This is a genomic window from Psychrobacter sp. M13 (genome assembly GCF_030718935.1).
In the GTDB taxonomy this organism is placed as follows: domain Bacteria; phylum Pseudomonadota; class Gammaproteobacteria; order Pseudomonadales; family Moraxellaceae; genus Psychrobacter; species Psychrobacter immobilis_G.
This window is the reverse complement of sequence record NZ_CP132194.1, coordinates 2,484,934-2,508,718: the sequence shown is the minus strand read 5'-3', so window position 1 is coordinate 2,508,718 and position 23,785 is coordinate 2,484,934. Positions and strand designations below refer to the sequence as shown.

The following is a 23,785-nucleotide window of genomic DNA, read 5'->3' as shown; positions in this document are numbered from 1 at the left end:
GAATTTAGCACAGTTAAAGGAGTGACGCTGTTATCAGGCCGTAACAATAGTGTAGATAGTTTAAGTAGAGTGCGCTTACCAGCCGACAGGGTCGATATCCAAAGTCAGCTTAAGGTATTTAACACTGGGCATAGCCAATACTGGCTGCCACCATATGCTCAATACGCGGTGTAACTGATGGCGCTCTTTGGCTAACAGCAATAATTGCACATGGTAACGACTGTTCTTTTTACTCATCGGGGCGTCAATAGGACCTAGTACTGCTAGTTTATGGCCAGCAGGTAGATTGGCGATAGCGTCTTTGAGTGCTTGAGTAGTGGCGGCTAAGGTTTTACCCTCGCAGCGAATCAAGGCAGCATGGCTATAAGGCGGCAACCCCATTATTTTACGCTCCGCTAGAAGCTGGCGGGCAAAGGATAAATAGCCATCTTTGACGAGTTTTAATAATAGCTCGTTCTCAGGTTGTAAGGTCTGAATCAGTACTCGTCCTGCTTTATCACCGCGACCTGCACGACCCGCCACTTGAATCATTAACTGCGCGGTATGTTCAGGTGAGCGGAAATCTGCTGATAAAAACCCTCTATCGGCGTTAGGCAAGCAAACCAGCGTCACATTAGGAAAATGATGTCCTTTGGCGACCATTTGCGTACCGACTAGAATAGCAGGACGGCCCTCATTGATCCGCTGATAAATATTTTCCCAGCTGTCTTTACGACGCGTTGTATCACGGTCAATTTGAATAATAGGATACAGCTCTTTACTGGTTTGTGGATTAGCAAAGATAGCGTGTAAGTTCTCACTAAGACGAGTAGTGCCCATACCGCGAGCGTCTAAGTTTTGACTAGCACAATCAGGGCAGCTCGTTGGAATATAAGCTTGCCAATCACAGTGATGACACTTTAGATAGTTGCTGTTATAAGCGCTACTGTGTGAGGCACTGTTTTGTGATGAATGTTGTTGTGATGAATTATTGTAATGCACGGTCAAATGCGCGTCACAGCGCGGACAGTCGGCTTGCCAACCACAAGCATCGCAAAGTAGGACGGGTGCATAACCACGACGATTGAGAAATATAAGTACTTGATCGCCAGCTTCTAAGGTTTGCTTGATTGCACCGATGAGCACGTCAGTCAGACCTGTGTCAAAACGCGCGCCATCATCTTGCGCTTGTTGATGTGTGCTTTGCAGTCGCGCGTCAATCAGCTGCATAGTAGCCAGTTCAGCATTGCCAGGACGTGTACGCAATTGACACTCAGTAAGCTTGCCATCATCGATGAGCTTTAGATGCTCAAGGGTAGGGGTTGCCGTACCTAATACCACGGGAATACTCTCTTGAAAGCCGCGATACAAAGCCACATCAGCAGCGTGATAACGCAAACTATCTTGCTGCTTATAGGAGACGTCATGCGCTTCATCGACCACTATCAGCCCCAAATTAGCAAAAGGATAAAGCACTGCTGAGCGCGTACCAATGATGATCTGTGCGTGTCCTGTTCGACAATCCTGCCAGCCCTGCATCCGATAAGTATTACTCATCCCTGAATGCAATAAGACAATCTGTGCGGCAAAACGACTGGCAAAACGCGCTCGCGTTTGCGGGGTAAGTCCAATCTCTGGCACCAGAATAAGCACTTGCTTGCCTGCTTCTAGTACCGCTTGCATCGCTTGCAGGTAGACTTCGGTTTTGCCACTACCCGTAATACCATTGAGCAAAAACCCAGTATATTCTTCGGCCTTGTGTACTGCAATAATGGCATCAACCGCTTGGGCTTGTTCAGCATTGAGATCCAGCGGCATCTTAGCAAGGCTCACCGCTTTTGGAGCCGCTTTTGGCTCGATATAACGCTCAATAAGACCTTTTTCTTCTAGTGTCTTTAAGAATGAACGTTGCATACCTTCTAATAATAATACCTCTTCACTAGCTCCGCGCTCGCCATGCAATTTGAGCATATCAAACTGCTGCTTTTGCTTAATGGCATTAGCACGGAAATCACCATCAGCGACATGGGGCAAAATGCGCCAGTGAGTAATCAGCAGGTCCAGTGGCTTGCCTTGGCGCACCAAGCTTGGCAACATAACAGCGATGACATCACCAAGTGGATAGTGATAATAACGCGCTAGCCAATAGGCCAAATTGAGCATCTGCGAGTTGAGGATAGGCTCATCGTCTAATTGGCGGATAATAGGCTTGAGCTTGTTGCTAGGGACATCGCTGTTAGCTTCGGCTATATGCGCAATCACAATACCTATTAAGGTTTGTCGCCCAAAAGGCACTTCTACACGGCTACCAACCGCAGGTAAAATGGCCTTATCTGCTAATGGGTGATAGTCAAATACCCGATAAAGAGGTACAGGTAGGGCAACTTGTAGCAACATAAAGTGCGCTCACAGCTCATAATTAAGAGGGTAATAAAAACGACTAAGACAAGTAAGCCCAAATATTGGTTCTTGTAGAACTATTTGGGCTTACTGTATTTTCTCAAAATTTAAGAGAGATGTTTTTATCTATCAATGGTTTAAAACTTACTCTATAAACATAATAGATTCAATTTCAACCACACCACCTTTTGGTAATGCCGCGACTTGCACCGCAGCACGAGCCGGATAAGGCTCAGTCAAATTTGCGATAAACACTTCGTTCAACGCTGCAAAGTCGTTTAAGTCTGTTAAAGAGACGTTAAATTTGACTACATCATTGATCGTACCGCCAGCTGCCGTGCAGATCGCTTTGATGTTTTCAAATACTTGCTTGGCTTGTGCCTCAAAACCTTCTCTTAGTTCCATAGTATCAGGATCAAAACCTAGCTGTCCTGAGATGTAGACTGTGTTACCCACTTTTACCGCTTGTGAGTAAGTGCCTACAGCGGCAGGGGCTTTGTCGGTTTGAATGGTTTGACGACTCATAATTTATCCTTGTTATCGTTATTAGTAAATGTAGAATTAATAAATGCAAAATTCTGCAAATAATAAGCTTTGGTTAATTAAAAATTATAACTGATAAAGACGCATGATATTAGGGAATCCTAACAGGGATCGTAGCTCACGAATACCCTGCGCTAGATGACTGCGACTGCGTACTACTACTTGTAATACCGTATCTGTGCTACGTACATCAACGGTTTCAACGCCGATATTAAGCTGGCGTAAATGGTAAACCACTTCACTAATTTGCTCATCGCTTAATATAATGGATAGCTTTAGATAAGCGGAAAAGCGAATCTTGCCGCCGTATTCTTCTGACTCGGTCTGCTTAACCGCTTTATCATCACGCCAGCGCAATTGAATAACTTGATAAGGGTTGTCTTTACGAATATCATCCAACGAGAAGCATTTGTGTCGATGGGCGACTAAACCGTGGCGTGATAAATGACCGACGATAGGATCACCATAAATAGGGTGACAGCAATTAGCGAAATCAAGCTCTACACCCGCCGCATTGGCAATCAGTTGCTGCGGCTGTACCATTTGTTCATTATCGTCTTGGGCGCACATGTTAGTAATATCGTCGTTGAATAGTCGCGATACGATCAGCTGAGGTAACAGCGTTCCTGAACTAATTTGCTCAAATAGATCTTGCTTCTGACTTATACCTCGCCATTCTAATAAATTATTCCAATCGCTGACGCTTAAGTCATCGAGGCTTTTTTGATAGGTTTTAAGGGCACGATCTAAAGCCTGCTGACCATGGCGCTGTTTATCTTCATGAGATAAATCTTTAAACCAGCGTAGTATCTGTTGTCGAGCTTTATTAGTTGCTACAAATCCAAGCCACTCCGCTTTGGGTTCAGAGCTTTTATCGACTTCAATTTCAACCGTTTGACCATTAGTGACCACTGTGCCAAGCTTGGCATGCTTATGATCGATGTTAGCGCCAACGGCCACATTACCAACCATAGGTCCAACGGCATAAGCAAAATCAAGCGCGGTTGAACCTTGTGGCAGCTCATAAGCGCGGCCTTGTGGACTATAGCAAATTATCTTACTTGAATGCAGATAATCCATCAGCTCATTGATAGTTGAGACTGCTGCTGAGAAGTCAGGACTATTATCATCTAGTGAATCCTCATCAATCAGCTCTTTCATATTACGCAGTGAAGCTTGAATCACCGACTGACTAATATCAGAGGCATGCTCTGCACCAATGACCCCAAGCAGGGCAGCGCGTTGCATCTTTTTGGTCATGATAGTGACTTTGATAGAATCATTATCACGATCATAGATCAAGGTGAGCGACTGATTACCACCTGGTAGTGGCCGACGAATGTTATCTGCAATATTGTCATCTGCAATTTGGTATTTTTTAATCAAGTAATAAGCCAGTTTGTCACAGGCTTCAATGGTATCTAGCACAATCTCAAACGAGTACTGACGGAGTAACGTGTTAATCTCACCACGATTACGAAAAAACTGGCGATACATAGTGACGCGATTGTCTAATATTTTGACATGTCCTGTCAGACCTAAACTGCTCAGTACAATAATTAAATAACGATGAATAGCTTCTTTTTGAAAGTTACGTCCTAGTCCATACTGTAAAAGCTTGTCAGATAATTTGTTATACATATCTGAATCAAGGTTGCGATAGCACAGCACCTCAATATAATCAGCAATATCATTGATACCCATCAGACGAGCAAAGGGCACGTAAAAATCTAAGGTTTCCTGAGCAGTAGCTCGCTGCTTTTCGGGTCTCACTGCATCGAGCGTTGACATGTTATGCAGACGATCCGCGAGTTTTATAATTAACACGCGCGGATCATTGAGTGTTGCGGTTAGTATTTTATGAAAAGTAGCTGCTTTATTTTGCTGTTTATTATGGCTGGAGGATTTAAGCTTAGTCACCCCATCAACCAAGCGTGCCACAACTTTGCCATAGCGTTGCTCAATCTGCTCGTCACTGACCTCTGTATCTTCAACAGTATCATGCAAGATAGCCGCTATAATCGTATCGCGATCTAAGCGAAATCCTGCCAATATCTCAGCCACAGCGATAGGATGAGTGATATAAGGCTCACCAGATTTACGCTTATCCTTTATATGTGCCACATCACCAAACGCGCAAGCATCAATAATGTCACGGCGCTCATCAACGGATAAATAACCAACAGAACGTAATAAATTATACTGAGCTTCATCAACCAGATAATGACTGAGTTTAGGTAAAGTTTGGCTCATAAAATGGCTATCCTATTATAATTTTACGCCAGCATAGTTGTATGGTGTCAAAGTAAGCCTTGAATAAAGGCACTAATACGCAACCGCTTATATTGTTTAAACCACCCTCTAATTAATCGTAAATTACAGTAAATGTCAACCGCTAAGCGTATAGACGACTTAAAAACTTAAGGATAGTAAGGATATAACTATAAAAAGTATGTCACTTATCGTCCTCAAATCAAAAATGATATAGCCGTCGCAATAAACTTAAGTCGTTAAAAGCAAAATTAACCACTATAAACAGCAAAAACCACAGCGCTACACTGTGGTCTATGATGGGTTCATAAGCTTGTTTTTTAAGTCACTTACATTAAGTCACTCAAGTTAAGTCACTTAAAACCTAAAAGCTATGATCGCCCGATAACGCTAAGTCTAATGAGCTAGTAGCAAAGTTATGCTCTGGCTGGTTCAAGATATCACGAGTGATTTTACCTGCCGCAATCTCACGTAAAGCTAATACAGTAGGCTTGTCATTATCGACCTCTACCATCGGCTCGGCAATACCTTTGGCCAATTGACGGGCGCGTTTGCTGGCGACCAATACCAATTCAAAGCGGTTATCTACATTATCTAAGCAATCTTCAATCGTGACTCGTGCCATAGCAAGCTACCTCTGTTGTTTCTGTCAAAAACGCGAATAATCCGCATAGTGATAACGGAAATATAAATATAGTATAAGAAGATAATTTGTAATTATAACATTAATTTTTGGCTAAAGTATCTCATCAATTAATAGATTGAGTTTAAGTCTATTACTGGACCATAAACTTAACTATTTCAGAATATTAAGATAATCGAATTTTGATGAAAAATATAGTTACCTTTATTACTGACTCATACATTATTAACTTACAGCACTACGAAATGTCTTTACTAAATATCAATTTTTATTGTTTTAATCATCATTTCATCGATTATAAGCCCGAAAAAATGGCTTTAATTTCAATTGAGTAGATTATTTGCTACAAATCCGTCTATTAATCCATATACCTGTATATATCTACAGGTACATTTTAGAGTGCGCCTTGCTATGATGAAGTTGTGATCGAAAAATTATTTAGAAATTTTTAATAATGATCAGTTTTGATCACGATTGCTAATCTTAGCAGCTTTATGGAAGAAGCTGAGCGAAGCAATTGCCTAATACATCACTTCTTGTAAAGGCTTTTAGAATAAATACATACCGTTGTTCTTATTTATTTGCTCTTACAATTGCTCCTATTGATTTCAAATATAAAGCAATAGTAAAACTACTACAGGATGTAATACTATGAATCGCACATATAAAGTTATCTGGAACGAGGCTTCAAACTGCTTTATGGCTGTCACGGAATATGCTAAAGGCAAAAATAAGTCATCTAGTACAGCAGTCAGTTCTAATAGAAACACTATAACCGTAGGCGCCCGTATTTTGCGCTTAAGCACATTATGTATAGGATTAGCTGCGGCTAGTCTTAGTATGCAAGCGGTAGCAGTAACTTTCACTATCCCTGGAGCTAATCCAATCACTGTGGATACGGATGCAGGTCCAACTGGAGGTACGATTACAGGATTAACTAATACAACTTTTAGTACAACTACAACATATACTGGTGGGCAAGCCGCCACGCAAGAGCAGGTCAGTCTTGCAGCTGCTGATGCTAAAACAGAAGTTGTGGCAGGTACTAATGTCAATAACGTTTCCAATACGCCAGGCGGTAGTGGTCAAAATGTTTATACCGTCAATGCTAATGGTACGACTGTCTCTGCAGGTTCTGGTGATGTCGCTGTTAGTAGTAACTTGAACAATATCACTAATGTCACTGACTTTGTTGTTGATCTTAGTCCTGCTACTAAAACTACTATAGCGAATAACACATCAGGCGTCGCTACTAACGTAACTAATATCGCAGCTAACACTTCAGGCGTTGCTACTAATGCTTCGGGTATTGCTACTAACGTAACCAATATCGCAGCTAACACTTCAGGCGTTGCTACTAATGCTTCGGGTATTGCTACTAACGTGACCAATATCTCAGCTAATACTTCAGGCGTTGCTACTAATGCTTCGGGTATTGCTACTAACGTGACCAATATCTCAGCTAACACTTCAGGCGTTGCTACTAATGCTTCGGGTATTGCTACTAACGTAACTAATATCGCAGCTAACACTTCAGGCGTTGCTACTAATGCTTCAGGTATTGCTACTAACGTGACCAATATCGCAGCTAACACTTCAGGCGTTGCTACTAATGCTTCAGGTATCGCTACTAACGTGACCAATATCGCAGCTAATACTTCAGGCGTTGCTACTAACGTGACCAATATCGCAGCTAACACTTCAGGCGTTGCTACTAATGCTTCGGGTATTGCTACTAACGTGACCAATATCGCAGCTAATACTTCAGGCGTTGCCACTAATGCTTCAGGTATCGCTACTAACGTGACTAATATTGCAGCTAATACTACTAATATTGCTAAGGGCTTAGACTTTGGTGGTGATAGTGGTGCTGATGTCAATCGTCAACTAGGTGACAAGCTTACTATCACAGGTGGCGAAACCAATAGCGCGAATCTAGCTGCTGGCAATAATGTCGGTGTGGTCGCTAACGGTACTGATAATCTAACTATTAAGCTGGCAAAAGATGTTAATTTAGGTGCAAATGGTAGCCTAAAAACAGGCAACACCACCATTAATAATAGTGGATTCGTAAATGGTAATACCACTATTAACACTAATGGCCTGACCAATGGTAGTACTACGATTAATGGTACTGGTGTTACTATTGCAGGTGGGCCTAGTATGACGACAGGCGGTATCAATGCTGGTAATCAAGTCATAACGGGTGTTGCCAATGGTACTGCGCCTAATCATGCTGTTAACTTCGGTCAGTTATCTGCTTTAGGATATAAAGTTGACGAGTTAGAAGATGAGCTAAGCGGCGGTATCGCCAGTGCGATTGCCATTGCTTCAATGCCCAGCGCGATGACACCAGGTGAAGGTCGTATCACAGGTGGTACAGGTTACTATAATGGCGAGGCTGCTATCGCTATAGGGTTATCTGGTGCTACTAGCTCAGGTAAGTTTAGCTACAAAGTTGGTGGCTCTTATACGGATACAGGAGGCACAGCTATTGGCGGTGGTCTTTCTTATAAGATTTGGTAATCAGATATAAGCCTCTAGCTTATAAAAATCTGTATTCAATAACTGAATTAACCCCGTAAGTTGTTTCTAACTTATGGGGTTAGTTGTTTTAATCGTTGTGTTTTTATTCGCTATGTTGAGGATATGCTCTAGCCATCCGCCTGATTATCGAGCAAAGCGGCGATAGTACGACGATAGCGCCGCTGTTGCCGGGCCAATGTCTGTCTATCCGCTACAATAATCGCTTTTAGCTCAGCCAGCGCCACTTCAAAATTATCATTCACCACCACATAATCAGCATGTACATATTGCGCCATCTCAGTGACTGCTCCGCTCAAGCGTTGTTCTATAACCTCAACACTATCAGTCGCGCGTGTTGAGAGGCGCTGTCGTAAAGTGGCAATATTAGGCGGTAAAATAAATACCATAGTCGCCTCAGGAAATATGGTTTTAATTTGCTGTGCGCCTTGCCAGTCAATCTCCAAGATAACATCGATACCTGCGGCCAGCTGCGCCCGCACGCTTTGCTCTGAGGTGCCATAATAATTACCAAAGACTTCGGCATGCTCCAAAAATTTATTTTCATCGATAGCCGCAGTAAAGGTGTCCTTTTCGATAAAATGATAATGATGGCCATCAATTTCACCAGGACGCGGCGGGCGAGTCGTGTGTGAGACGCTAACGCTCAACTCATTAGTCGTCGCCAGTAATTGCTTTACCAATGAGGTCTTGCCAGTGCCTGAGGCGGCGGTAATAATAAATAATGAACCTATCATACAAAATGTCCTAATGATAAAAGAGTAGTCGCAGGAGCTATCGTTTTCTATTATACAGTCTGTTTGCTTTAGTAATAAAATTAGGTTAAGAAAACTGAACCGATAGTATTTTAAGGGGCAATAAAAGCAAATTATGCTAAAGTAGAGCCATTATCTTTCACGCTAAGTTTTGAGTCTAGTTTTTAAGCAATAAATATTGATCCAATCAGACTTGATCTAACAATTTTTTATCCCAATTTAATTTTTAAACCAAATTATCTAACGATAGGCTGCCTTATGCAAATTTATCTTGCCAATCCACGTGGGTTTTGTGCTGGTGTTGATCGCGCGATTGCGATCGTCAACGAAGCTTTGATGCGTTTTGAGCCGCCCATTTATGTGCGTCATGAGGTCGTACACAATAAATTTGTAGTATCAGATTTAGCCAATCGCGGTGCGGTATTCGTCGAAGAGCTTAACGAAGTTCCTGATGGCTCAATCGTGATCTTTTCAGCGCATGGCGTATCAAAAGCGGTTGAAGATGAGGCTGAGCGCCGCGACCTTACCGTATTTGATGCCACTTGTCCGCTCGTCACTAAAGTCCATATCGAAGTGGCAAGATTTGCTCAAGATGGTATGGACGCTATACTGATCGGTCACGCAGGACATCCCGAGGTTGAGGGCACCATGGGGCGATTTAACCGCAAATTCGGTGGTCAAATCCATTTGGTTGAAAACGAAAATGACGTTGATAATTTGATAGTAAAAGACGCTGAGCGCTTATCCTTTGTGACTCAAACGACGTTATCTATGGATGATACAGCAAGAGTAATCGATGCCTTGCGGGATAAGTTCCCTGCTATACAAGGCCCGCGCAAAGACGATATCTGCTATGCTACCCAAAACCGTCAAGATGCGGTAAAAGATTTAGCCGCGCGCTGCGAGGTAGTACTGGTTGTCGGCTCACCCAACTCGTCAAATTCTAATCGTTTGCGCGAACTGGCCGAGCGCATGAATTGCCAAGCCTATCTGATCGATAATGCTAGTGAAATACAGCTCGAGTGGTTCGATGGCATCCAAAGCGTTGGCGTCACTGCTGGCGCTTCTGCGCCTGAGGTGCTGATCCAAGAAGTATTGCAGCAGCTGCAAGATTGGGGCGGGCAAGTGCCTGATGAGCTAGCAGGCATAGAAGAAAATGTGACGTTTAGTTTGCCCAAAGCGCTACGTATTCCAGTGACGCAAGTCGGTAAATAACGTTTATAACATACCATCTTTTAATTAAGGGCATGTCCTCATTCGACACAATAAATATCTCACTTTTATGCTCAGCATTCAATTGAGGTATGCCCAAGTTTCTAAGAGTTAAGCGCATGGAAAAGCAAAAAAAGAAATTTGTATTAGCTGACGCGAGTCTTAGTGAGGTCAGCAAACAATTAAAAATAAACTTATTGGTTATTATCGGCTTGGTGCTTTTGTTGGGGTTAAACACGGTATATTTTAGTCAAGAAAAAAGCTTCTTTTCAGTAGCACTGATAGTAGTAATCATTGCCTTAATATATTTAATCGCTAAGAGCCGTGAGATTCTTAAAATCAAAAAGCAAGAGCTTGAAGCCCAACGAAAGCAATAGATAAATCTAGGCAGCTAAAAGGACTGTTATGAGTGCGTATTACCAGTTTATCGAACGCAAGCAACAAGAAGATGGTAGCAGTATTGCTCGCTATCATCCCACCAAACATGCTCAAGGTGCTTGGAATGAGCACGAGCAACACATGGCACCAGCGACAGGACTACTCACCGCTGAGCTGATCGAATTTGCACCCCAAGATAATATGCGCGTTGCTCGTATTAGCCTTGATATTTTGGGGCTAATACCACTCGACGATTTTATCATTACTACTCGTTGCATTCGTCCTGGTAGAACTATCGAGCTAATAGAGTCGGTAATGAGTAGTCAGGGTCGTGATTGTATTATCGCTCGAGCATGGCGACTGATGACTCAAGATACTAGTGTCATTGCAGGTCTAGAAGATGCGTCCGCCAAATATAAGCCTGATGATTTGCAAAGCTGGGATGGGATGAAGGGCTGGCCAGGCGGTTTTATTGAAACGGTACACTTGGTCTCTGATGCTGATCGCCGCGCAGGTCGCGGTATGGTCTGGATCACTAATGATGTTGACATAGTAGAAGGCATGCCAACAAGTGATGTGGTACGCCTACTGGGTATGGTAGATACTGCCAACGGAGTAGTACCAAGGCTTGGACTTGGACTCTCAACACTTGAGTGGATGTTTCCTAACACTGACTTACAGATTCATATGCACCGAGAGCCAGTAGGAAAGTGGCTGGGTATCGAAGCAGTTCAACAGTATGGAGAGGACGGTATTGGCGTCACTAGTGCTGTACTTCATGATGTTCATGGGCCGTTTGGTCGTAGCGAGCAGATTCTGACTATTCGCCCGATGCCACATTAGCTATATACGGCTATCTATATACTTATTAATTGACTGAAAATCTATGTCATCTCAAACACCGTCTTAAAAATTAAGGCGGTGTTTTTTATTTAACCGCTATTTTTGGCTGGTTTGAGCTTGAAAAATTTTCTCATGACCCTATTAGTATAAGCAGTCTAGCGATATTTAAAACTGAGGTTGTGGCATGAGTGCTAACCCACGACTTGAATGAGTTATTCTATTCTGTGAGTTAGCGCCCGCGCTACCAAGTTTTATAGTCGTTATTTTATAATAAGTTATTCAATTAAAATTAATGGAGTTTTTTATGAGTGAACCAGTTGATAAGCAAAGCATTGATGAAAAAGACGTTGGCGTCACTAGCACCGATAACAATGCTACTAAGTCAAATGCTACTGATTCAAGCCCAGAACTAAAAAAACATACGTTTGAGGCGGAAGTGGCGCAACTGCTGCACTTAGTCACGCACTCGCTATACTCTAACGCTGATATTTTTGTGCGTGAGCTAGTTTCTAACGCCTCTGATGCTTGTGATAAGTTACGTTTTGAAGCCACTAATGATGACAGTCTTTATGAAGATGATGGCGAGCTAAAAATTCGTATTGCCGTTGATGAAGCGGCTAAGACTATTACCTTTATTGACAATGGCATTGGCATGGATGAAGCTGATGCCATTGAGAATTTAGGAACTATTGCCAAATCAGGCACCAAAGCATTCTTAGATAAGCTATCTGAATCACAAAAGCAAGACGGTCAGCTCATTGGCCAATTTGGCGTAGGCTTTTATTCAGGCTTTATCGTCGCGGACACCATCAGTGTTGAGTCACGCAAAGCGGGCGATGCTGCGGATCAAGGCGTGCGCTGGATCTCTGATGGCACAGGTAGCTTTACTGTTGAGCCTATCAATAAAGACACGCGCGGCACAGCGATTACTTTGCACCTAAAAGAGGAGTACAGCGTAGTTGAAGGCAGCGAGGGCGAAGATAGCTATCTTGATCGCGCCAGAATCAAACGCTTAGTCAATAAATACTCAGACCATATCAGTCTGCCGATTCAGATGCGTAAAGAAGTCTGGCAAGAAGACGAAGTCGAAGAAGGCACTGACTCTGATGACAAGGCTACATCGCCTAATGGCGAGATGGTACTCACCGATGAGTGGGAAACGATCAATAAAGCCAGCGCTTTATGGACGCGCTCAAGCTCTGAGATTGAAGATGATGAGTATGTTGATTTTTATAAAAACATCACTTATGACATGAATGACCCACTGACTTGGACGCATAATCGTGTTGAAGGCCGCGTACAATACACTCAGCTGCTATACATCCCTAAGACGGCACCTGTTGATCTATACACGCGTGAGCAGCAGCATGGTCTTAAGCTCTATGTGAAGCGCGTCTTTATCATGGATGACGCTGAGCAGCTATTACCGATGTATCTACGCTTTGTTAAAGGCGTTATCGATTCAGCTGATTTGCCACTTAATGTCAGCCGTGAGCTATTACAAGAGTCTCGCGATGTCAAATCCATCCGTGATGGTAACGCTCGTCGTATCTTAACGATGCTAGCAAGTCTTGCCAATAGTGAAGATAGTGATAAACAGGGCAAGTTCGCGCAGTTCTATAGCGAGTTTGGTGATGTGATTAAAGAAGGTCTTGGCGAGGACATGGGCAATCAAGAGCGTATTGCCAAACTGCTTCGTTATGCGACTAGTACTGATGATAAAGTCGAGACTAGCTTTGAAGATTATAAGTCGCGCATGCAGGAAGGCCAAAAAGCCATCTACTATCTGACTGCTGATAACTTGGGAGCTGCTAAGAACAGCCCGCAATTAGAGCTATTTAAGAAAAAAGGCATCGAAGTTATTCTGATGACCAGCCGCGTTGATGAATGGGCGATGAATTTCTTAACTTCATTCGATGAGACGCCTCTACAGAATATCGCCAAAGGAGCCGTTGATTTAGGCGACTTGCAAGACGAAGCTGAAAAAGCTGAGGCTGAAAAAGCTGAAGAAACTATGAAGCCAGTCGTTGATAAGCTCAAAACCGTTTTAGGTGAGCGCGCTAAAGATGTCAAAGTCTCGACGCGCTTGGTTGATAGTCCAGCCTGCTTAGTCGTAGGCGAGGGCGAGCTGTCACCGCAGATGATTCAGATGCTCAAGCAAATGGGCCAAGAGGTGCCTGAGAGCAAGCCTACGCTCGAGGTCAACCCTGATCATCCATTGATTAAGAAGCTTGAGACCAGTGAGCATTTTAATGACTTGGCGCAAGTGATATTTGATCAAGCTCTGCTCGCTGATGGCGGTCAGCTGGACGATCCAGCTGCTTATCTTAAACGAGTTAACGAGCTATTGATGCGTTAATTAATCTTCAAGTAAGCTTGATAGAGTAATCATAAAGGAGGTCTTAAAATTAAGGCCTCTTTTTTTGTGATTTTCCTACAGCTTTTACAAATCAGTCTTATCGTCTTAACTGACAATCCGTTACAATCGCGTGAGATTAATAAAATAGACTTATTATTTAGGCTATAATACCTGCTATTGCCGTGCTATTAATGGCTCGATTGGATAGAGGTCTAAGTCTTTGTCACTTGCATCATTAAAAACTATTTCCCTTCAGCGCTTCTCGCTTAATTTCGCTGCCAATATTATCGCTGCCTTGTGGATGCTGGTAGGGTCAACCCGTGCTTTTTCTTGGGTAAAACCAACCTTTATACAGTTTGCGCTATTCGCTTCTTTAGCTCTTGGTAGCAACGTACTGTTCTCTTGGCTTGCATCCGAGAGCGGTAGTGTCTTTAATGAGCAAGGATTAGTCAGTTACCTCATCTGGCCCGCCATTATTTTACTGGCGGGTATTATTCTTGCGCGTCGGGCAGGCAATCAGGGGCTATTATTTGTACCTGTTGTCCTATGGCTGGTTGCTGATACCTTGTCAGCGCTTTTACAAAGCATAGTACAGTTTTTTGGTCATCAAGGCTGGTTACCCGAATGGAGTTATTCATTCTTACCTATGCTGTTCTTGGTGCTATTTTTATGGCAGACGCTAGCCCTGCTATGGATATTTAGTCGCCGTCTACGTATCCCTTGGTGGGAACGTATCATCGTTTTGATTGGTGCTGTGGGATTATTGACGATTTGGCAAAACAACGTCGCGGATCAGCCTATATTTAAGCAGATACCAGTACAGCCTGTACTCGCGGAGGACGCTCTATATGAGCAACCACGCCTATTGCAACAAGCGCTAAATGGTATCGATGTCAGCAAGTCTGGCGCTAGTGATTGGTATTTTATGGGCGTGGCAGGCTTCTCAGAACAAGATGTTTTTCGTTCAGAGATTAACAAAGTGCGTGAATTATTCGATGTCCGTTTTGGTACGAGTGGGCGATCCTTGTCTTTAATTAATAACACTTATAGCTGGCTCGATGAGCCTATTGCGACTAAGACTAGTATCTTGCGAGGCCTGAAAAGAATCGGTCAACAGATGAATAGCGACGAGGATGTATTGTTTCTTACTTTGTCTTCGCATGGCGATCAAGATATCGTGCAATTATCAAATCCGCCCTTAGAGATGGATAACTTAGACGCTGCTTGGCTACGCGAGGCTCTAGATGTTTCAGGTATTCGCTGGCGCGTCATCGTCGTCTCTGCTTGTTATGCTGGCTCTTTTATCGATGATTTAGCTTCGCCAACTACAGTAGTTATTACTGCGTCAGCTGCGGACAAGATGTCGTTTGGCTGTACCAATAGCGCTGAGATGACTTATTTTGGTCAAGCGTTTTTTGCCGAGAGCCTGCGTGAAAACACTAGCTTTGAAGCCGCTTTTGAGGCCGCAAAATTGCGGGTAAGCGCGCGCGAAGGCTTCATGGGTTTCGAGCCATCTGAGCCGCAAATGATAGTAGGTAGCTTGATGAAAACCGCGTTGCCAGCTTTTGAGCAAGTGCTATTTGATAAGTCGCGTCCTGCTATAGAACTGATAAATAATGGCAGTGAACTTAATGGCACTGCACTTAATATCAGTGAATTTGATGATAATGCACTTGGGGATATGGCCGTTACTATTGCTCCTGCCAATTGATATTGATATTGATAGGATTGCTGAAACCAACAAGCCCTAACAAACTGTCATACAAAACCCATAGAGACTCTGTTTTAAGTTTGTATAATAGCAACAAGTCTTGCAAGCAGGGCGCTTAGCGACAGCTGTGGTGTAGAGCATTATGAGCTGAGCCGCTATAAGCGTTAAGCCAACACTTATTAATTAACAACATGAAGGGATCTTTGATGATAAATAACTATCATGCGCACAGTTTGCCTGCTAATACTCAGCTAACTAAAGTGAGTAGCAATCGCTGCTTTGAGGGTGAGCAGTATTATTATAGTCATCAATCAGATGCTACTAAAACACCGATGAGCTTTAGTATTTACTTGCCTGATGAGGCGCTTAGTGGTAAGCGCTGTCCTGCGATTATGTATCTATCAGGTCTAACCTGTAATGCGGATAATGTCACGCACAAAGCACACTTTCAAAAAAAGTGTAGCGAGCTTGGGATGATATTTATTGCACCTGATACCTCGCCGCGTAGTGATCCAGATTCGGATTTTGAAGTTCCTAATGATGAGCGTTACTTTGTAGGTCAAGGGGCAAGCTACTATGTGGACGCAACGCGTGCGCCTTGGTCGACTCACTTTAATATGCAAAGCTATATCGTCGATGAGCTCTATGACTTGCTGCGGGCAGAGTTTGCGATCAGCAGTATAGGGATTATGGGTCACTCTATGGGCGGTCATGGTGCACTGCTATTAGGCTTTAAATTCCCTAGTAAGTTTGTCAGCGTCTCAGCGTTATCACCCGTTTGCGCTGCCAGTGAATCAGCATGGGGACAAGCCGCTTTTACAGAATACTTCGGTGAAGATAAATCATTATGGCAGGACGCTGACGCCAGCTCTACTATTGAGCAAGTTGGTCAGCAATACTCTAGTATCTTAGTGGATCAAGGTGCTAGTGATGAGTTTTTAGCGGACGGCCAGCTACAAACGCCTAAACTACAGCAAGCCTGTCAAAAAGCCAAGCAGCCACTAACACTGCGCTATCAGGCTGGTCATGATCACAGCTATTACTTTATTCAAAGCATGATGGATGATCATATCAATCATCATTGTAAAGCGGCTGATTTGGCGAGTAGCCGTCGCCCAATGAATAAGCACTAATATAAAAATAAATAATTTTAGAATAGTAACTCATCAAAAGGTTATTGCTTATGACAGAATCTAAAAACCAACACGCCAAGTCATCGCTTGCTATTATGCAGGCTGATATGGATAAAGCGCTACAAGCAAAAGATAACTTAGATACTGAGGTTAGTACTGAGGTTAGTACTGAGGTTAGTACTGAGATTGATACTGAATCTAAAGGCTCAGCCGATATATCAGAACCTGCTGCCAAAGCGGATATAAACGATCTCGATGAGTCGCAGCTATCTCGAGTGATAGAGATGGCTTGGGAGGATAGAACGACCTTTGGGGCAATAGAGCACAGCTATGGTCTCGATGAGACTGCTGTTATTAAGCTGATGCGTCAACAGCTAAAGCCGTCATCATTTAGACTATGGCGTGAGCGGGTAACCGGCCGCGATACCAAGCACCAAGCCAAGCGCAGCTTTGAAGTCGGCCGTGCTTATTGCAAGACCCAATATAAGCCGCGCTAGACTTTATACGACTTAATACTTTATACGATTTAGTCTTTAACTAATTTTCAATACCAGCTAATTGGATAATATCTATTATGATTTCTCCCGATAAAAAATATCTGATCGCGCCCTCTATTCTTTCCGCTGATTTCGCACGCTTAGGCGCAGAAGTTGAGCAAGTGTTAGCCTCTGGCGCAGATGTGATTCACTTCGATGTCATGGACAATCATTATGTGCCTAATCTTACCTTTGGTAGCATGATATGCAGTGCTCTGCGCGATTATGGTATTGATGCACCGATTGATGTACATCTAATGGTGTCGCCTGTCGATGGTATGATTGAGCAGTTTTTAGAAGCTGGCGCGAGTGTGATTACTTTTCATCCTGAGGCCAGTGGGCATATTGATCGCTCCCTACAGCTAATCAAGGACGGCGGCGCTAAATGCGGCTTGGTACTCAATCCTGCGACCCCGCTACATTATCTAGATTACGTTATGGATAAAGTCGACCAAATCTTACTGATGAGCGTTAACCCAGGCTTCGGTGGTCAGTCGTTTATTGATAGCACTTTAGATAAAGTACGTGCGGTGCGTCAACTAATAGACGCTAGTGGTCGTGATATTCGCCTTGAGGTCGATGGTGGTATTAAGGCTAGTAATATTCGCGCTATCGCCGAGGCGGGCGCTGATATGTTTGTAGCAGGCTCGGCTATCTTTAATCAAGGCGACTATACAGTAGCAATCAGTGCTATGCGTGATGAGCTTGCTCTAGCCAATAGTAACTGATAAGCCTAATGATCGGCTTGCTTTATTAGTATTTGACTCCATTTAAAGCTAACCCCATTGTTTTTTATGAGTATAAAAAAGAGGTGATTCATGGATAGCCAAAACTTGAACATTACGTCAGCTACGTCAGTCAGCGCTGATGATAATAATAATCAAGCAAGTCCGCGTAGCTTGGTGCCCAAAGGAATTACTATCGGCTTGGCTATCTTTGCCTTGATATTGAGCGTAGCAGGCTATGTGGCTCGTATTATCGCCGGTCACGACACTGCAGAAGTGTTACGTCACGCCGCAGTATTAGTACCAGGATTCGTGGTCGGTATCCCCTTACTATTTTGGCTCGGCTCGCGCCTTTTTAATAAAGTAAAAGGCGCTGACGTTGCAGGCTGGAACGCGATCAGCTTGGGATATTTGACCTCTTGTATTTCTCTCCTATGGCTGATGGGTACTTATAGTTAAGCTGTTTTTTAATTTATTTATTAATGAAGTCGTCGCTTTAGAGCTGACTGGAATTTTGCATGCAAATTGTCCCCACCAAAATCGCTAATACTATCTATCCAAAAGATTTGCCAAACGTTCTATTTACTAGTCTGATTGTGGGTTGTCTATTGTTAGGACTAGCCTCATTACGTAATGGTACTGGCCTTCAGGGCTGGCTTAACGTTATCGAAAATTGGCTGCTGATGTTAATTATTTTACCAACAGCGATCACAGTAGTCGCTTTACCTGTCAAGTATCGTGACCCCAGCTTTGAGCTGAAACTGGCATATTTTATGGGGATGTTTGTCGCACTATTATTTACGATAGGCAAATTGCGTTATTGGCGTTAAGAACTACGCTACCGGCGCTAATTTAAAATCTAATAAAGCCAATCCAATTATCTAAACTTAGACATGCTTTAGATCTTGACCCTTGAAATTTGCTCGTAAAGCGTCCATTGTAGGAGTTACACCTATTTTGACTGTGTTATTAGCAGTTGATAAAAGACGGTATAATAATAAGGAAGATATTGAATGCCATACGACATTGATAATGAGATAGAAGTCGATCACGATAGCGGTGATCAGTTTGCAAGCTTTGCTAAAGAGACCACTCTTGAATTAGTTGAAGCTGAAAATGGTACTTTGCTACTACGCGATACCGAGAAAGATGATGAGCCACTGATGACCATAGACTTCTCTGATAAGCTAAAAGATCTGCTAGGTAGTGATACGCAGTCGATAGGGCAGCATATGATTCATGCAGCCATTCAAGTCATTATGCAAAAGCAGATGAGCCAATGGCATGCTCATGTGTATGATAAAGAGCCGTCTAACTATAGTTAATAGCTGATAGTTAATAGCCAGTGAGTAGTTAGAGGGTAAATATAGTTAGCGCATAAAAAAAGGGTTTATCAATTGATAAACCCTTTTTTTATTATTCAAAACATTATATCAAAAATAACGAATTATTTGATTTTTGCTTCTTTAAACATTACGTGCTGACGAATTTTTGGATCGAATTTCTTCATTTCCATTTTGCCAGGCATAGTACGTTTGTTCTTGGTGGTAGTGTAGTAATACCCAGTACCAGCAGTTGATACTAACTTGATTTTATCTCTCATGACAGCTTTCCTTTGAATAGTGAAGCGCTCGGCTTAAACTTTTTGACCTTGTGCGCGCAAATCTGCAAGCACTTTATCAATACCTAGTTTGTCGATGATACGCATACCTTTAGTAGAGATACGTAGACGCACAAAGCGATTCTCAGACTCTACCCAAAAACGATGGTTATGAAGGTTTGGTAGGAAGCGACGGCGGGTTTTGTTGTTTGCGTGCGAAACATTATTACCAACCATAGGGCGCTTTCCAGTCACTTGGCAAACTTTAGACATGGTGAACTCCTAATCTATACGGTATAAGCTATTATACCCGTTTAGGCAAGTTGCGCATTTACGGCATGGACGCAGCAAGCAACATCTTGCTAAACAAAACTATATGAAGGTTGAGCTGATAAAACTGTCATATAAAGGCAAATAACAGAGTGACCAATTCAGAAAATTTTAAAGCCGACATTTATACCACATAATCAATAAATATTCAAATTATTTTATAAATATAGGCTGTTTTATCGGTGCTTATTATACCCTGAATTTGCACAGCGATGTTGTTCAATATTTAGCTTTAAAACTAAATATTTGTTGTAAGCACGTGTAAAAGGCAGTAAAGTTACTGTTAGAAATTTTATACAAGCTGTAATATAAAAATTGTAGCCATGGAATTGTATTTTAATTAGGAAGTACAGTTTTTTGTATAGTCATTTCAACCTATATATTTAATAAAATCTTGTCGATTTGGAGCTCCACACATGTCTTATAGCCCACTTACTTCTAAGTTGTTCAAATTCACAGCGCTGACAGTAGCGTTAGCCTTAGCAGGTTGTGGCGGTGACGGCACAGATACGGTTGCGCCTCCCTTTGATGGTGGCAATAATGGCGGTCAGACAGGTGGTGATAATGGAAATGGGCAGCAGCCTGTTGAAGCGCTGAATATTACTAGTAGTAAGTTACTTAATGTAGACGGCGATACCGTCACTACCGTAAACCTAGATGGCGCTTATTATGAAGTGATAGTGACTGATGCGAATAATAAGCCAATAGCGAATACTAAAGTTAGCTTCTCAATCGATGCACAAGGTATCGTTTTATCACAAACGACATCAGGCTCTAGTTTGACGGATAGTGAAGGCAAGGCGCGTATCTTTCTGAAGCCTAGTGCGCCAGAGGTGTCAGGAGCTTACACTATTACCGCAACAGCTACGAATGAGAGTAATACAGCGGTTAATAATTTAACTTTTTCAGTGCAAGCAACAGATGTGACCTTTAGTGCATTAACAGTAGAGAAATCGCTATTGCCATCAGGTGGGCAAACAAAAGTGTCATTCAAGGTGAGTGATACAGCGGGTAATCCTTTGAGTGGCATACTCACTAACTTAAACAGCAGTTGTGGTCAGTTGCCGACGCAAATGAGCTCAGATTCTGATGGCATGATCGAAGTAGTGTATAAAGCGATTAATAGCGATAATACGCTATGTAGTGGTAATGTTCGTATTTCAGCAAGTACAGGAAATAAAGTTCAATCTGCTAATATAACGGTTGAAGCACCTGAGGCAAACTCTATCGTGTTTACCTCAGATTCCTTTAGATTAGGCGCTCAAAATAGCGGCTCATCAGCCACAGGAATAGTAGAGTTTACGGTCTATTCAAACAATATCCCACTAGCGAATCAAGCTGTCAAATTAACTTTAAATAAAGCGCCTTTTGATTTGACATTCGGCGTATTGGGCAATAGATCTGAAAGACTAGTTACGACTGATGAGAATGGACAGGTTTCTATACAGATATATCCTGGTGTAACGCCAGGGCCAGTAGAGATCAAAGCAACTTTAGTGAGTGATCCTAATATCAATGCTTTATCAAAAGGTATCTTTATTGATAGCTCACGAGTGACGCAAGATGGATTGAGCTTGTCATTTGGTGCAAATGTGTTGGACTGGGGGGCAGATGGTGATGTAACTTCTGTCGCTGCTCGCATGGTTGACCGTAATGGCAATAAAGTACCAGATGGTACTATAGTTAGCTTTACCGCTGAAGGTGGTAAAGTATTCCCCTCTAGCTGTGGGACTGTCAATGGTGAGTGTAGTGTTGAGTTCTCTACCCAAAATCCACGTCCAGGTGACGGTCGTGTAAGCTTACTAGCTGTAGCAGAGGGTGAAAAGACCTATATCGATCAGAATGAAAACAATGCATGGGATGAAGGTATTGATACCTTAGTTCACAACATTGGTGATACTTTCCGTGATGATAATGAAAATGGTACTTTCGAGATAGGTGAATTTACTTATCCGTTAACTACCCAAGCCACTGGGCAATGTGAAAATAATATTAAACAGTTTATAAACCTTAAGTTTCCTTCTTCTAGTGATGAAGTGAAAGAAGCTTTTGAGAAAAATTTCATCAGTACCTTTGTGTCACCTAATAAGCCAATGACTTGTAATACAGAGCTATCTACTGTAGTACGTCATGAGTCAATTCAATTATTATCAAATGGTAGTAATGCACGTTTTATGCTATTACAGCCTAGCTCACAAGTTATAACTGGCGCAGATAAGATGGTTAATGTACGCATTAATAGTGGTGGATTTTATGACCTAAACCCAATGCCATCAGGCACGACGATAACTGGTTCAGTTGTTGATAAAACAAAAAGTAATCCTGTAGCTACAATTATTCCAGCTACACCTATTACTAACGGTTTTGTCATCAGTATCACTGATGCAAACTCTAATGCTACCATAAAGGTTAAAAAAGGTGATACTGAGTTTACAGTCAATACCAATGCACAAGGGAATGGCAGAACATCAGCGTTCATTGCAATACCAGATGGCGATATTAGCATCGAACAAGAGAATTTGACTTGTACTGTAGAATTCGTCGCAGGCTTTGATAAAGTTCCTGGGCTAGTCAATCCAGGCAAACCTGGTGATAATACAGGTACCGTTAATACTTATGCTCTAGATAAGTGTCAAGCGGGTGACTTTTTCAAGATATCTGCAACCTCGCCTAAGAATAGCACCACTACTCAGACTTATGTTATTCAGTAATTTTTGATCATATATAAACCAAAGAACCCTCAATGATTGAGGGTTTTTTTGTATGAGGAATCTAAATAACAAAATATAAGCAACCTAATCAGCAAATTTTTGTAAAAAGGATTAGAATATTTGGTCTACTATGCTATCAGAACATATTTAACCGATGGCTGGCTGTATTTTACATCTATATTGGGCGCACTATGTCAGACAATACTAAAAACCAAAACTCTACCTTAAATAATAATTTAGATAAAGCGATAACTACCGATACCGCTACCTTGCTAATCAAGTGCCGCGACCAAGCCGGCATTGTGCAAGCTGTCTCCGAGTTTATTCATCGCTATGGCGGTAATATTATCACTTTAGATCAGTATTCAACCGCGCATGAAGGTGGGCAATACTTTATGCGTTTAGAGTTTGCTTTGACAGGCTTGAGCGAGATTATTGATAACTTTGAGGCCAGCTTCGCTCATACCGTGGCCAAGCGCTATGACATGACTTGGCGACTGCACGATAATGCGATTAAGACTACAGTAGGTATTTTGGTGTCGAAGTTTGATCATGCCTTGCTAGACTTACTGTGGCGACATCAGCGCGGCTTGCTTGATTGCACTATTACTATGGTGATCAGCAATCACAAAGATTTGCGGCAGGCGGTGGAAAACTTCGGTATCGCTTTTCACTACGTACCAGTGACTAAAGACAGTAAAGCTGAGGCAGAGGCGCAAATTGATAAGCTAATGGCGGATAATGACTTATTGGTATTAGCACGATATATGCAAATATTATCATCAGATTTCGTTATGCGTTGGCCGATGCAAATTATTAATATTCATCATTCATTTTTGCCAGCGTTTGTAGGCGCAGATCCTTATCGACAAGCCTATGACAAAGGCGTAAAACTGATTGGTGCTACTGCGCATTATGTGACAGCAGAGCTCGATCAAGGGCCTATCATTGAGCAAGATGTGCACCGAGTGACTCACAGGCAAGGGGTGGTAGAGCTGCGAGCTATAGGTCGCGATATTGAGCGTAATGTGCTAGCACGCGCGGTGAATTGGCATGTACAAAATCGGGTAATCGTCGCTGGTAATAAAACCGTTGTTTTTAATTAGCGAATA

General features: G+C 42.5%; 21 protein-coding genes. 14 read left to right on the top strand and 7 right to left on the bottom strand.

Annotated features, from left to right (window positions below):
• Positions 1-75: 75 nt before the first annotated feature.
• The 4 genes from Q9G97_RS10555 to rpoZ all read right to left on the bottom strand — a co-directional run bounded on the left by Q9G97_RS10555 (position 76) and on the right by rpoZ (position 5,818).
• Complete coding sequence (locus Q9G97_RS10555; protein ID WP_305898783.1) at positions 76-2,376, bottom strand: primosomal protein N'; 2,301 nt, start codon at positions 2,374-2,376, stop codon at positions 76-78.
• Between the two features lie 147 nt (positions 2,377-2,523).
• Positions 2,524-2,904 (bottom strand): Rid family detoxifying hydrolase, encoded by a 381-nt coding sequence (locus Q9G97_RS10550; RefSeq protein ID WP_201569977.1) that lies wholly within the window; start codon positions 2,902-2,904, stop codon positions 2,524-2,526.
• An 84-nt stretch (positions 2,905-2,988) separates the two neighbouring features.
• Positions 2,989-5,175, bottom strand: a complete 2,187-nt coding sequence (locus Q9G97_RS10545; RefSeq protein ID WP_305898782.1) for a bifunctional (p)ppGpp synthetase/guanosine-3',5'-bis(diphosphate) 3'-pyrophosphohydrolase — start codon at positions 5,173-5,175, stop codon at positions 2,989-2,991.
• 382 nt (positions 5,176-5,557) lie between these two features.
• On the bottom strand, positions 5,558-5,818 hold the full coding sequence (gene rpoZ / locus Q9G97_RS10540; protein WP_305898781.1) for a DNA-directed RNA polymerase subunit omega: 261 nt from the start codon (positions 5,816-5,818) through the stop codon (positions 5,558-5,560).
• Positions 5,819-6,487: 669 nt separating this feature from the next.
• Between rpoZ and Q9G97_RS10535 the strand changes: the two genes are divergently transcribed.
• The gene (locus tag Q9G97_RS10535; protein ID WP_305898780.1) at positions 6,488-8,362 is read left to right on the top strand and encodes an ESPR-type extended signal peptide-containing protein; all 1,875 of its coding nucleotides are present in this window, start codon (positions 6,488-6,490) and stop codon (positions 8,360-8,362) included.
• Between the two features lie 128 nt (positions 8,363-8,490).
• Here the strand turns inward: Q9G97_RS10535 and gmk are convergent, their stop codons facing one another.
• A complete protein-coding gene (gene gmk, locus Q9G97_RS10530) occupies positions 8,491-9,117 on the bottom strand; it encodes a guanylate kinase (protein WP_305898779.1) in 627 nt (208 codons plus the stop codon).
• A 276-nt stretch (positions 9,118-9,393) separates the two neighbouring features.
• Between gmk and ispH the strand changes: the two genes are divergently transcribed.
• From ispH to Q9G97_RS10475, 11 genes are all read left to right on the top strand, one after another.
• The gene (ispH, locus tag Q9G97_RS10525) at positions 9,394-10,350 is read left to right on the top strand and encodes a 4-hydroxy-3-methylbut-2-enyl diphosphate reductase (RefSeq protein ID WP_305898778.1); all 957 of its coding nucleotides are present in this window, start codon (positions 9,394-9,396) and stop codon (positions 10,348-10,350) included.
• 116 nt (positions 10,351-10,466) lie between these two features.
• Entirely contained in the window at positions 10,467-10,724 is a 258-nt protein-coding gene (locus Q9G97_RS10520; RefSeq protein WP_305898777.1) for a hypothetical protein, read from the top strand.
• A 28-nt stretch (positions 10,725-10,752) separates the two neighbouring features.
• Entirely contained in the window at positions 10,753-11,568 is an 816-nt protein-coding gene (locus tag Q9G97_RS10515) for a thioesterase family protein (protein ID WP_305898776.1), read from the top strand.
• A gap of 304 nt (positions 11,569-11,872) precedes the next feature.
• Positions 11,873-13,927 carry a molecular chaperone HtpG gene (gene htpG, locus Q9G97_RS10510; protein WP_305898775.1) on the top strand — a complete coding sequence of 685 codons (2,055 nt, stop codon included), beginning with the start codon at positions 11,873-11,875 and terminating at the stop codon, positions 13,925-13,927.
• A 220-nt stretch (positions 13,928-14,147) separates the two neighbouring features.
• The gene (locus Q9G97_RS10505; protein ID WP_305898774.1) at positions 14,148-15,638 is read left to right on the top strand and encodes a C13 family peptidase; all 1,491 of its coding nucleotides are present in this window, start codon (positions 14,148-14,150) and stop codon (positions 15,636-15,638) included.
• Positions 15,639-15,844: 206 nt separating this feature from the next.
• Positions 15,845-16,771: an S-formylglutathione hydrolase gene (gene fghA, locus Q9G97_RS10500; RefSeq protein ID WP_371747881.1), complete on the top strand. Its 927-nt coding sequence runs from the start codon at positions 15,845-15,847 to the stop codon at positions 16,769-16,771.
• A 284-nt stretch (positions 16,772-17,055) separates the two neighbouring features.
• Positions 17,056-17,268 (top strand): TIGR03643 family protein, encoded by a 213-nt coding sequence (locus Q9G97_RS13585; RefSeq protein ID WP_371747942.1) that lies wholly within the window; start codon positions 17,056-17,058, stop codon positions 17,266-17,268.
• A gap of 77 nt (positions 17,269-17,345) precedes the next feature.
• Positions 17,346-18,035 (top strand): ribulose-phosphate 3-epimerase, encoded by a 690-nt coding sequence (rpe, locus tag Q9G97_RS10490; protein WP_305898772.1) that lies wholly within the window; start codon positions 17,346-17,348, stop codon positions 18,033-18,035.
• A gap of 90 nt (positions 18,036-18,125) precedes the next feature.
• On the top strand, positions 18,126-18,491 hold the full coding sequence (locus tag Q9G97_RS10485) for a hypothetical protein (protein ID WP_305898771.1): 366 nt from the start codon (positions 18,126-18,128) through the stop codon (positions 18,489-18,491).
• Positions 18,492-18,550: 59 nt separating this feature from the next.
• Positions 18,551-18,862, top strand: a complete 312-nt coding sequence (locus Q9G97_RS10480) for a hypothetical protein (RefSeq protein ID WP_201569963.1) — start codon at positions 18,551-18,553, stop codon at positions 18,860-18,862.
• Between the two features lie 183 nt (positions 18,863-19,045).
• Entirely contained in the window at positions 19,046-19,357 is a 312-nt protein-coding gene (locus tag Q9G97_RS10475; RefSeq protein WP_305898770.1) for a hypothetical protein, read from the top strand.
• Positions 19,358-19,479: 122 nt separating this feature from the next.
• Here Q9G97_RS10475 and rpmG read toward each other — a convergent pair whose 3' ends face one another.
• Positions 19,480-19,635 (bottom strand): 50S ribosomal protein L33, encoded by a 156-nt coding sequence (rpmG, locus tag Q9G97_RS10470; protein WP_045444249.1) that lies wholly within the window; start codon positions 19,633-19,635, stop codon positions 19,480-19,482.
• A gap of 33 nt (positions 19,636-19,668) precedes the next feature.
• The gene (gene rpmB, locus Q9G97_RS10465) at positions 19,669-19,905 is read right to left on the bottom strand and encodes a 50S ribosomal protein L28 (protein WP_201569959.1); all 237 of its coding nucleotides are present in this window, start codon (positions 19,903-19,905) and stop codon (positions 19,669-19,671) included.
• 473 nt (positions 19,906-20,378) lie between these two features.
• Between rpmB and Q9G97_RS10460 the strand changes: the two genes are divergently transcribed.
• Positions 20,379-22,673, top strand: a complete 2,295-nt coding sequence (locus Q9G97_RS10460; protein ID WP_305898769.1) for an Ig-like domain-containing protein — start codon at positions 20,379-20,381, stop codon at positions 22,671-22,673.
• A gap of 191 nt (positions 22,674-22,864) precedes the next feature.
• Positions 22,865-23,779, top strand: coding sequence for a formyltetrahydrofolate deformylase (purU, locus tag Q9G97_RS10455; RefSeq protein WP_305898768.1), 915 nt, complete (start codon positions 22,865-22,867; stop codon positions 23,777-23,779).
• Positions 23,780-23,785: the final 6 nt, after the last annotated feature.

Excerpts from the sequence above, each read along its gene's own strand:
- Q9G97_RS10555 (WP_305898783.1), bottom strand. The coding sequence starts at position 2,376 with ATGTTGCTACAAGTTGCCCTACCTGTACCTCTTTATCGGGTATTTGAC.
- Q9G97_RS10550 (WP_201569977.1), bottom strand. The coding sequence starts at position 2,904 with ATGAGTCGTCAAACCATTCAAACCGACAAAGCCCCTGCCGCTGTAGGC.
- Q9G97_RS10545 (WP_305898782.1), bottom strand. The coding sequence starts at position 5,175 with ATGAGCCAAACTTTACCTAAACTCAGTCATTATCTGGTTGATGAAGCT.
- rpoZ (WP_305898781.1), bottom strand. The coding sequence starts at position 5,818 with ATGGCACGAGTCACGATTGAAGATTGCTTAGATAATGTAGATAACCGC.
- Q9G97_RS10535 (WP_305898780.1), top strand. The coding sequence starts at position 6,488 with ATGAATCGCACATATAAAGTTATCTGGAACGAGGCTTCAAACTGCTTT.
- gmk (WP_305898779.1), bottom strand. The coding sequence starts at position 9,117 with ATGATAGGTTCATTATTTATTATTACCGCCGCCTCAGGCACTGGCAAG.
- ispH (WP_305898778.1), top strand. The coding sequence starts at position 9,394 with ATGCAAATTTATCTTGCCAATCCACGTGGGTTTTGTGCTGGTGTTGAT.
- Q9G97_RS10520 (WP_305898777.1), top strand. The coding sequence starts at position 10,467 with ATGGAAAAGCAAAAAAAGAAATTTGTATTAGCTGACGCGAGTCTTAGT.
- Q9G97_RS10515 (WP_305898776.1), top strand. The coding sequence starts at position 10,753 with ATGAGTGCGTATTACCAGTTTATCGAACGCAAGCAACAAGAAGATGGT.
- htpG (WP_305898775.1), top strand. The coding sequence starts at position 11,873 with ATGAGTGAACCAGTTGATAAGCAAAGCATTGATGAAAAAGACGTTGGC.
- fghA (WP_371747881.1), top strand. The coding sequence starts at position 15,845 with ATGATAAATAACTATCATGCGCACAGTTTGCCTGCTAATACTCAGCTA.
- Q9G97_RS13585 (WP_371747942.1), top strand. The coding sequence starts at position 17,056 with ATGGCTTGGGAGGATAGAACGACCTTTGGGGCAATAGAGCACAGCTAT.
- rpe (WP_305898772.1), top strand. The coding sequence starts at position 17,346 with ATGATTTCTCCCGATAAAAAATATCTGATCGCGCCCTCTATTCTTTCC.
- Q9G97_RS10485 (WP_305898771.1), top strand. The coding sequence starts at position 18,126 with ATGGATAGCCAAAACTTGAACATTACGTCAGCTACGTCAGTCAGCGCT.
- Q9G97_RS10480 (WP_201569963.1), top strand. The coding sequence starts at position 18,551 with ATGCAAATTGTCCCCACCAAAATCGCTAATACTATCTATCCAAAAGAT.
- Q9G97_RS10475 (WP_305898770.1), top strand. The coding sequence starts at position 19,046 with ATGCCATACGACATTGATAATGAGATAGAAGTCGATCACGATAGCGGT.
- rpmG (WP_045444249.1), bottom strand. The coding sequence starts at position 19,635 with ATGAGAGATAAAATCAAGTTAGTATCAACTGCTGGTACTGGGTATTAC.
- rpmB (WP_201569959.1), bottom strand. The coding sequence starts at position 19,905 with ATGTCTAAAGTTTGCCAAGTGACTGGAAAGCGCCCTATGGTTGGTAAT.
- Q9G97_RS10460 (WP_305898769.1), top strand. The coding sequence starts at position 20,379 with ATGTCTTATAGCCCACTTACTTCTAAGTTGTTCAAATTCACAGCGCTG.
- purU (WP_305898768.1), top strand. The coding sequence starts at position 22,865 with ATGTCAGACAATACTAAAAACCAAAACTCTACCTTAAATAATAATTTA.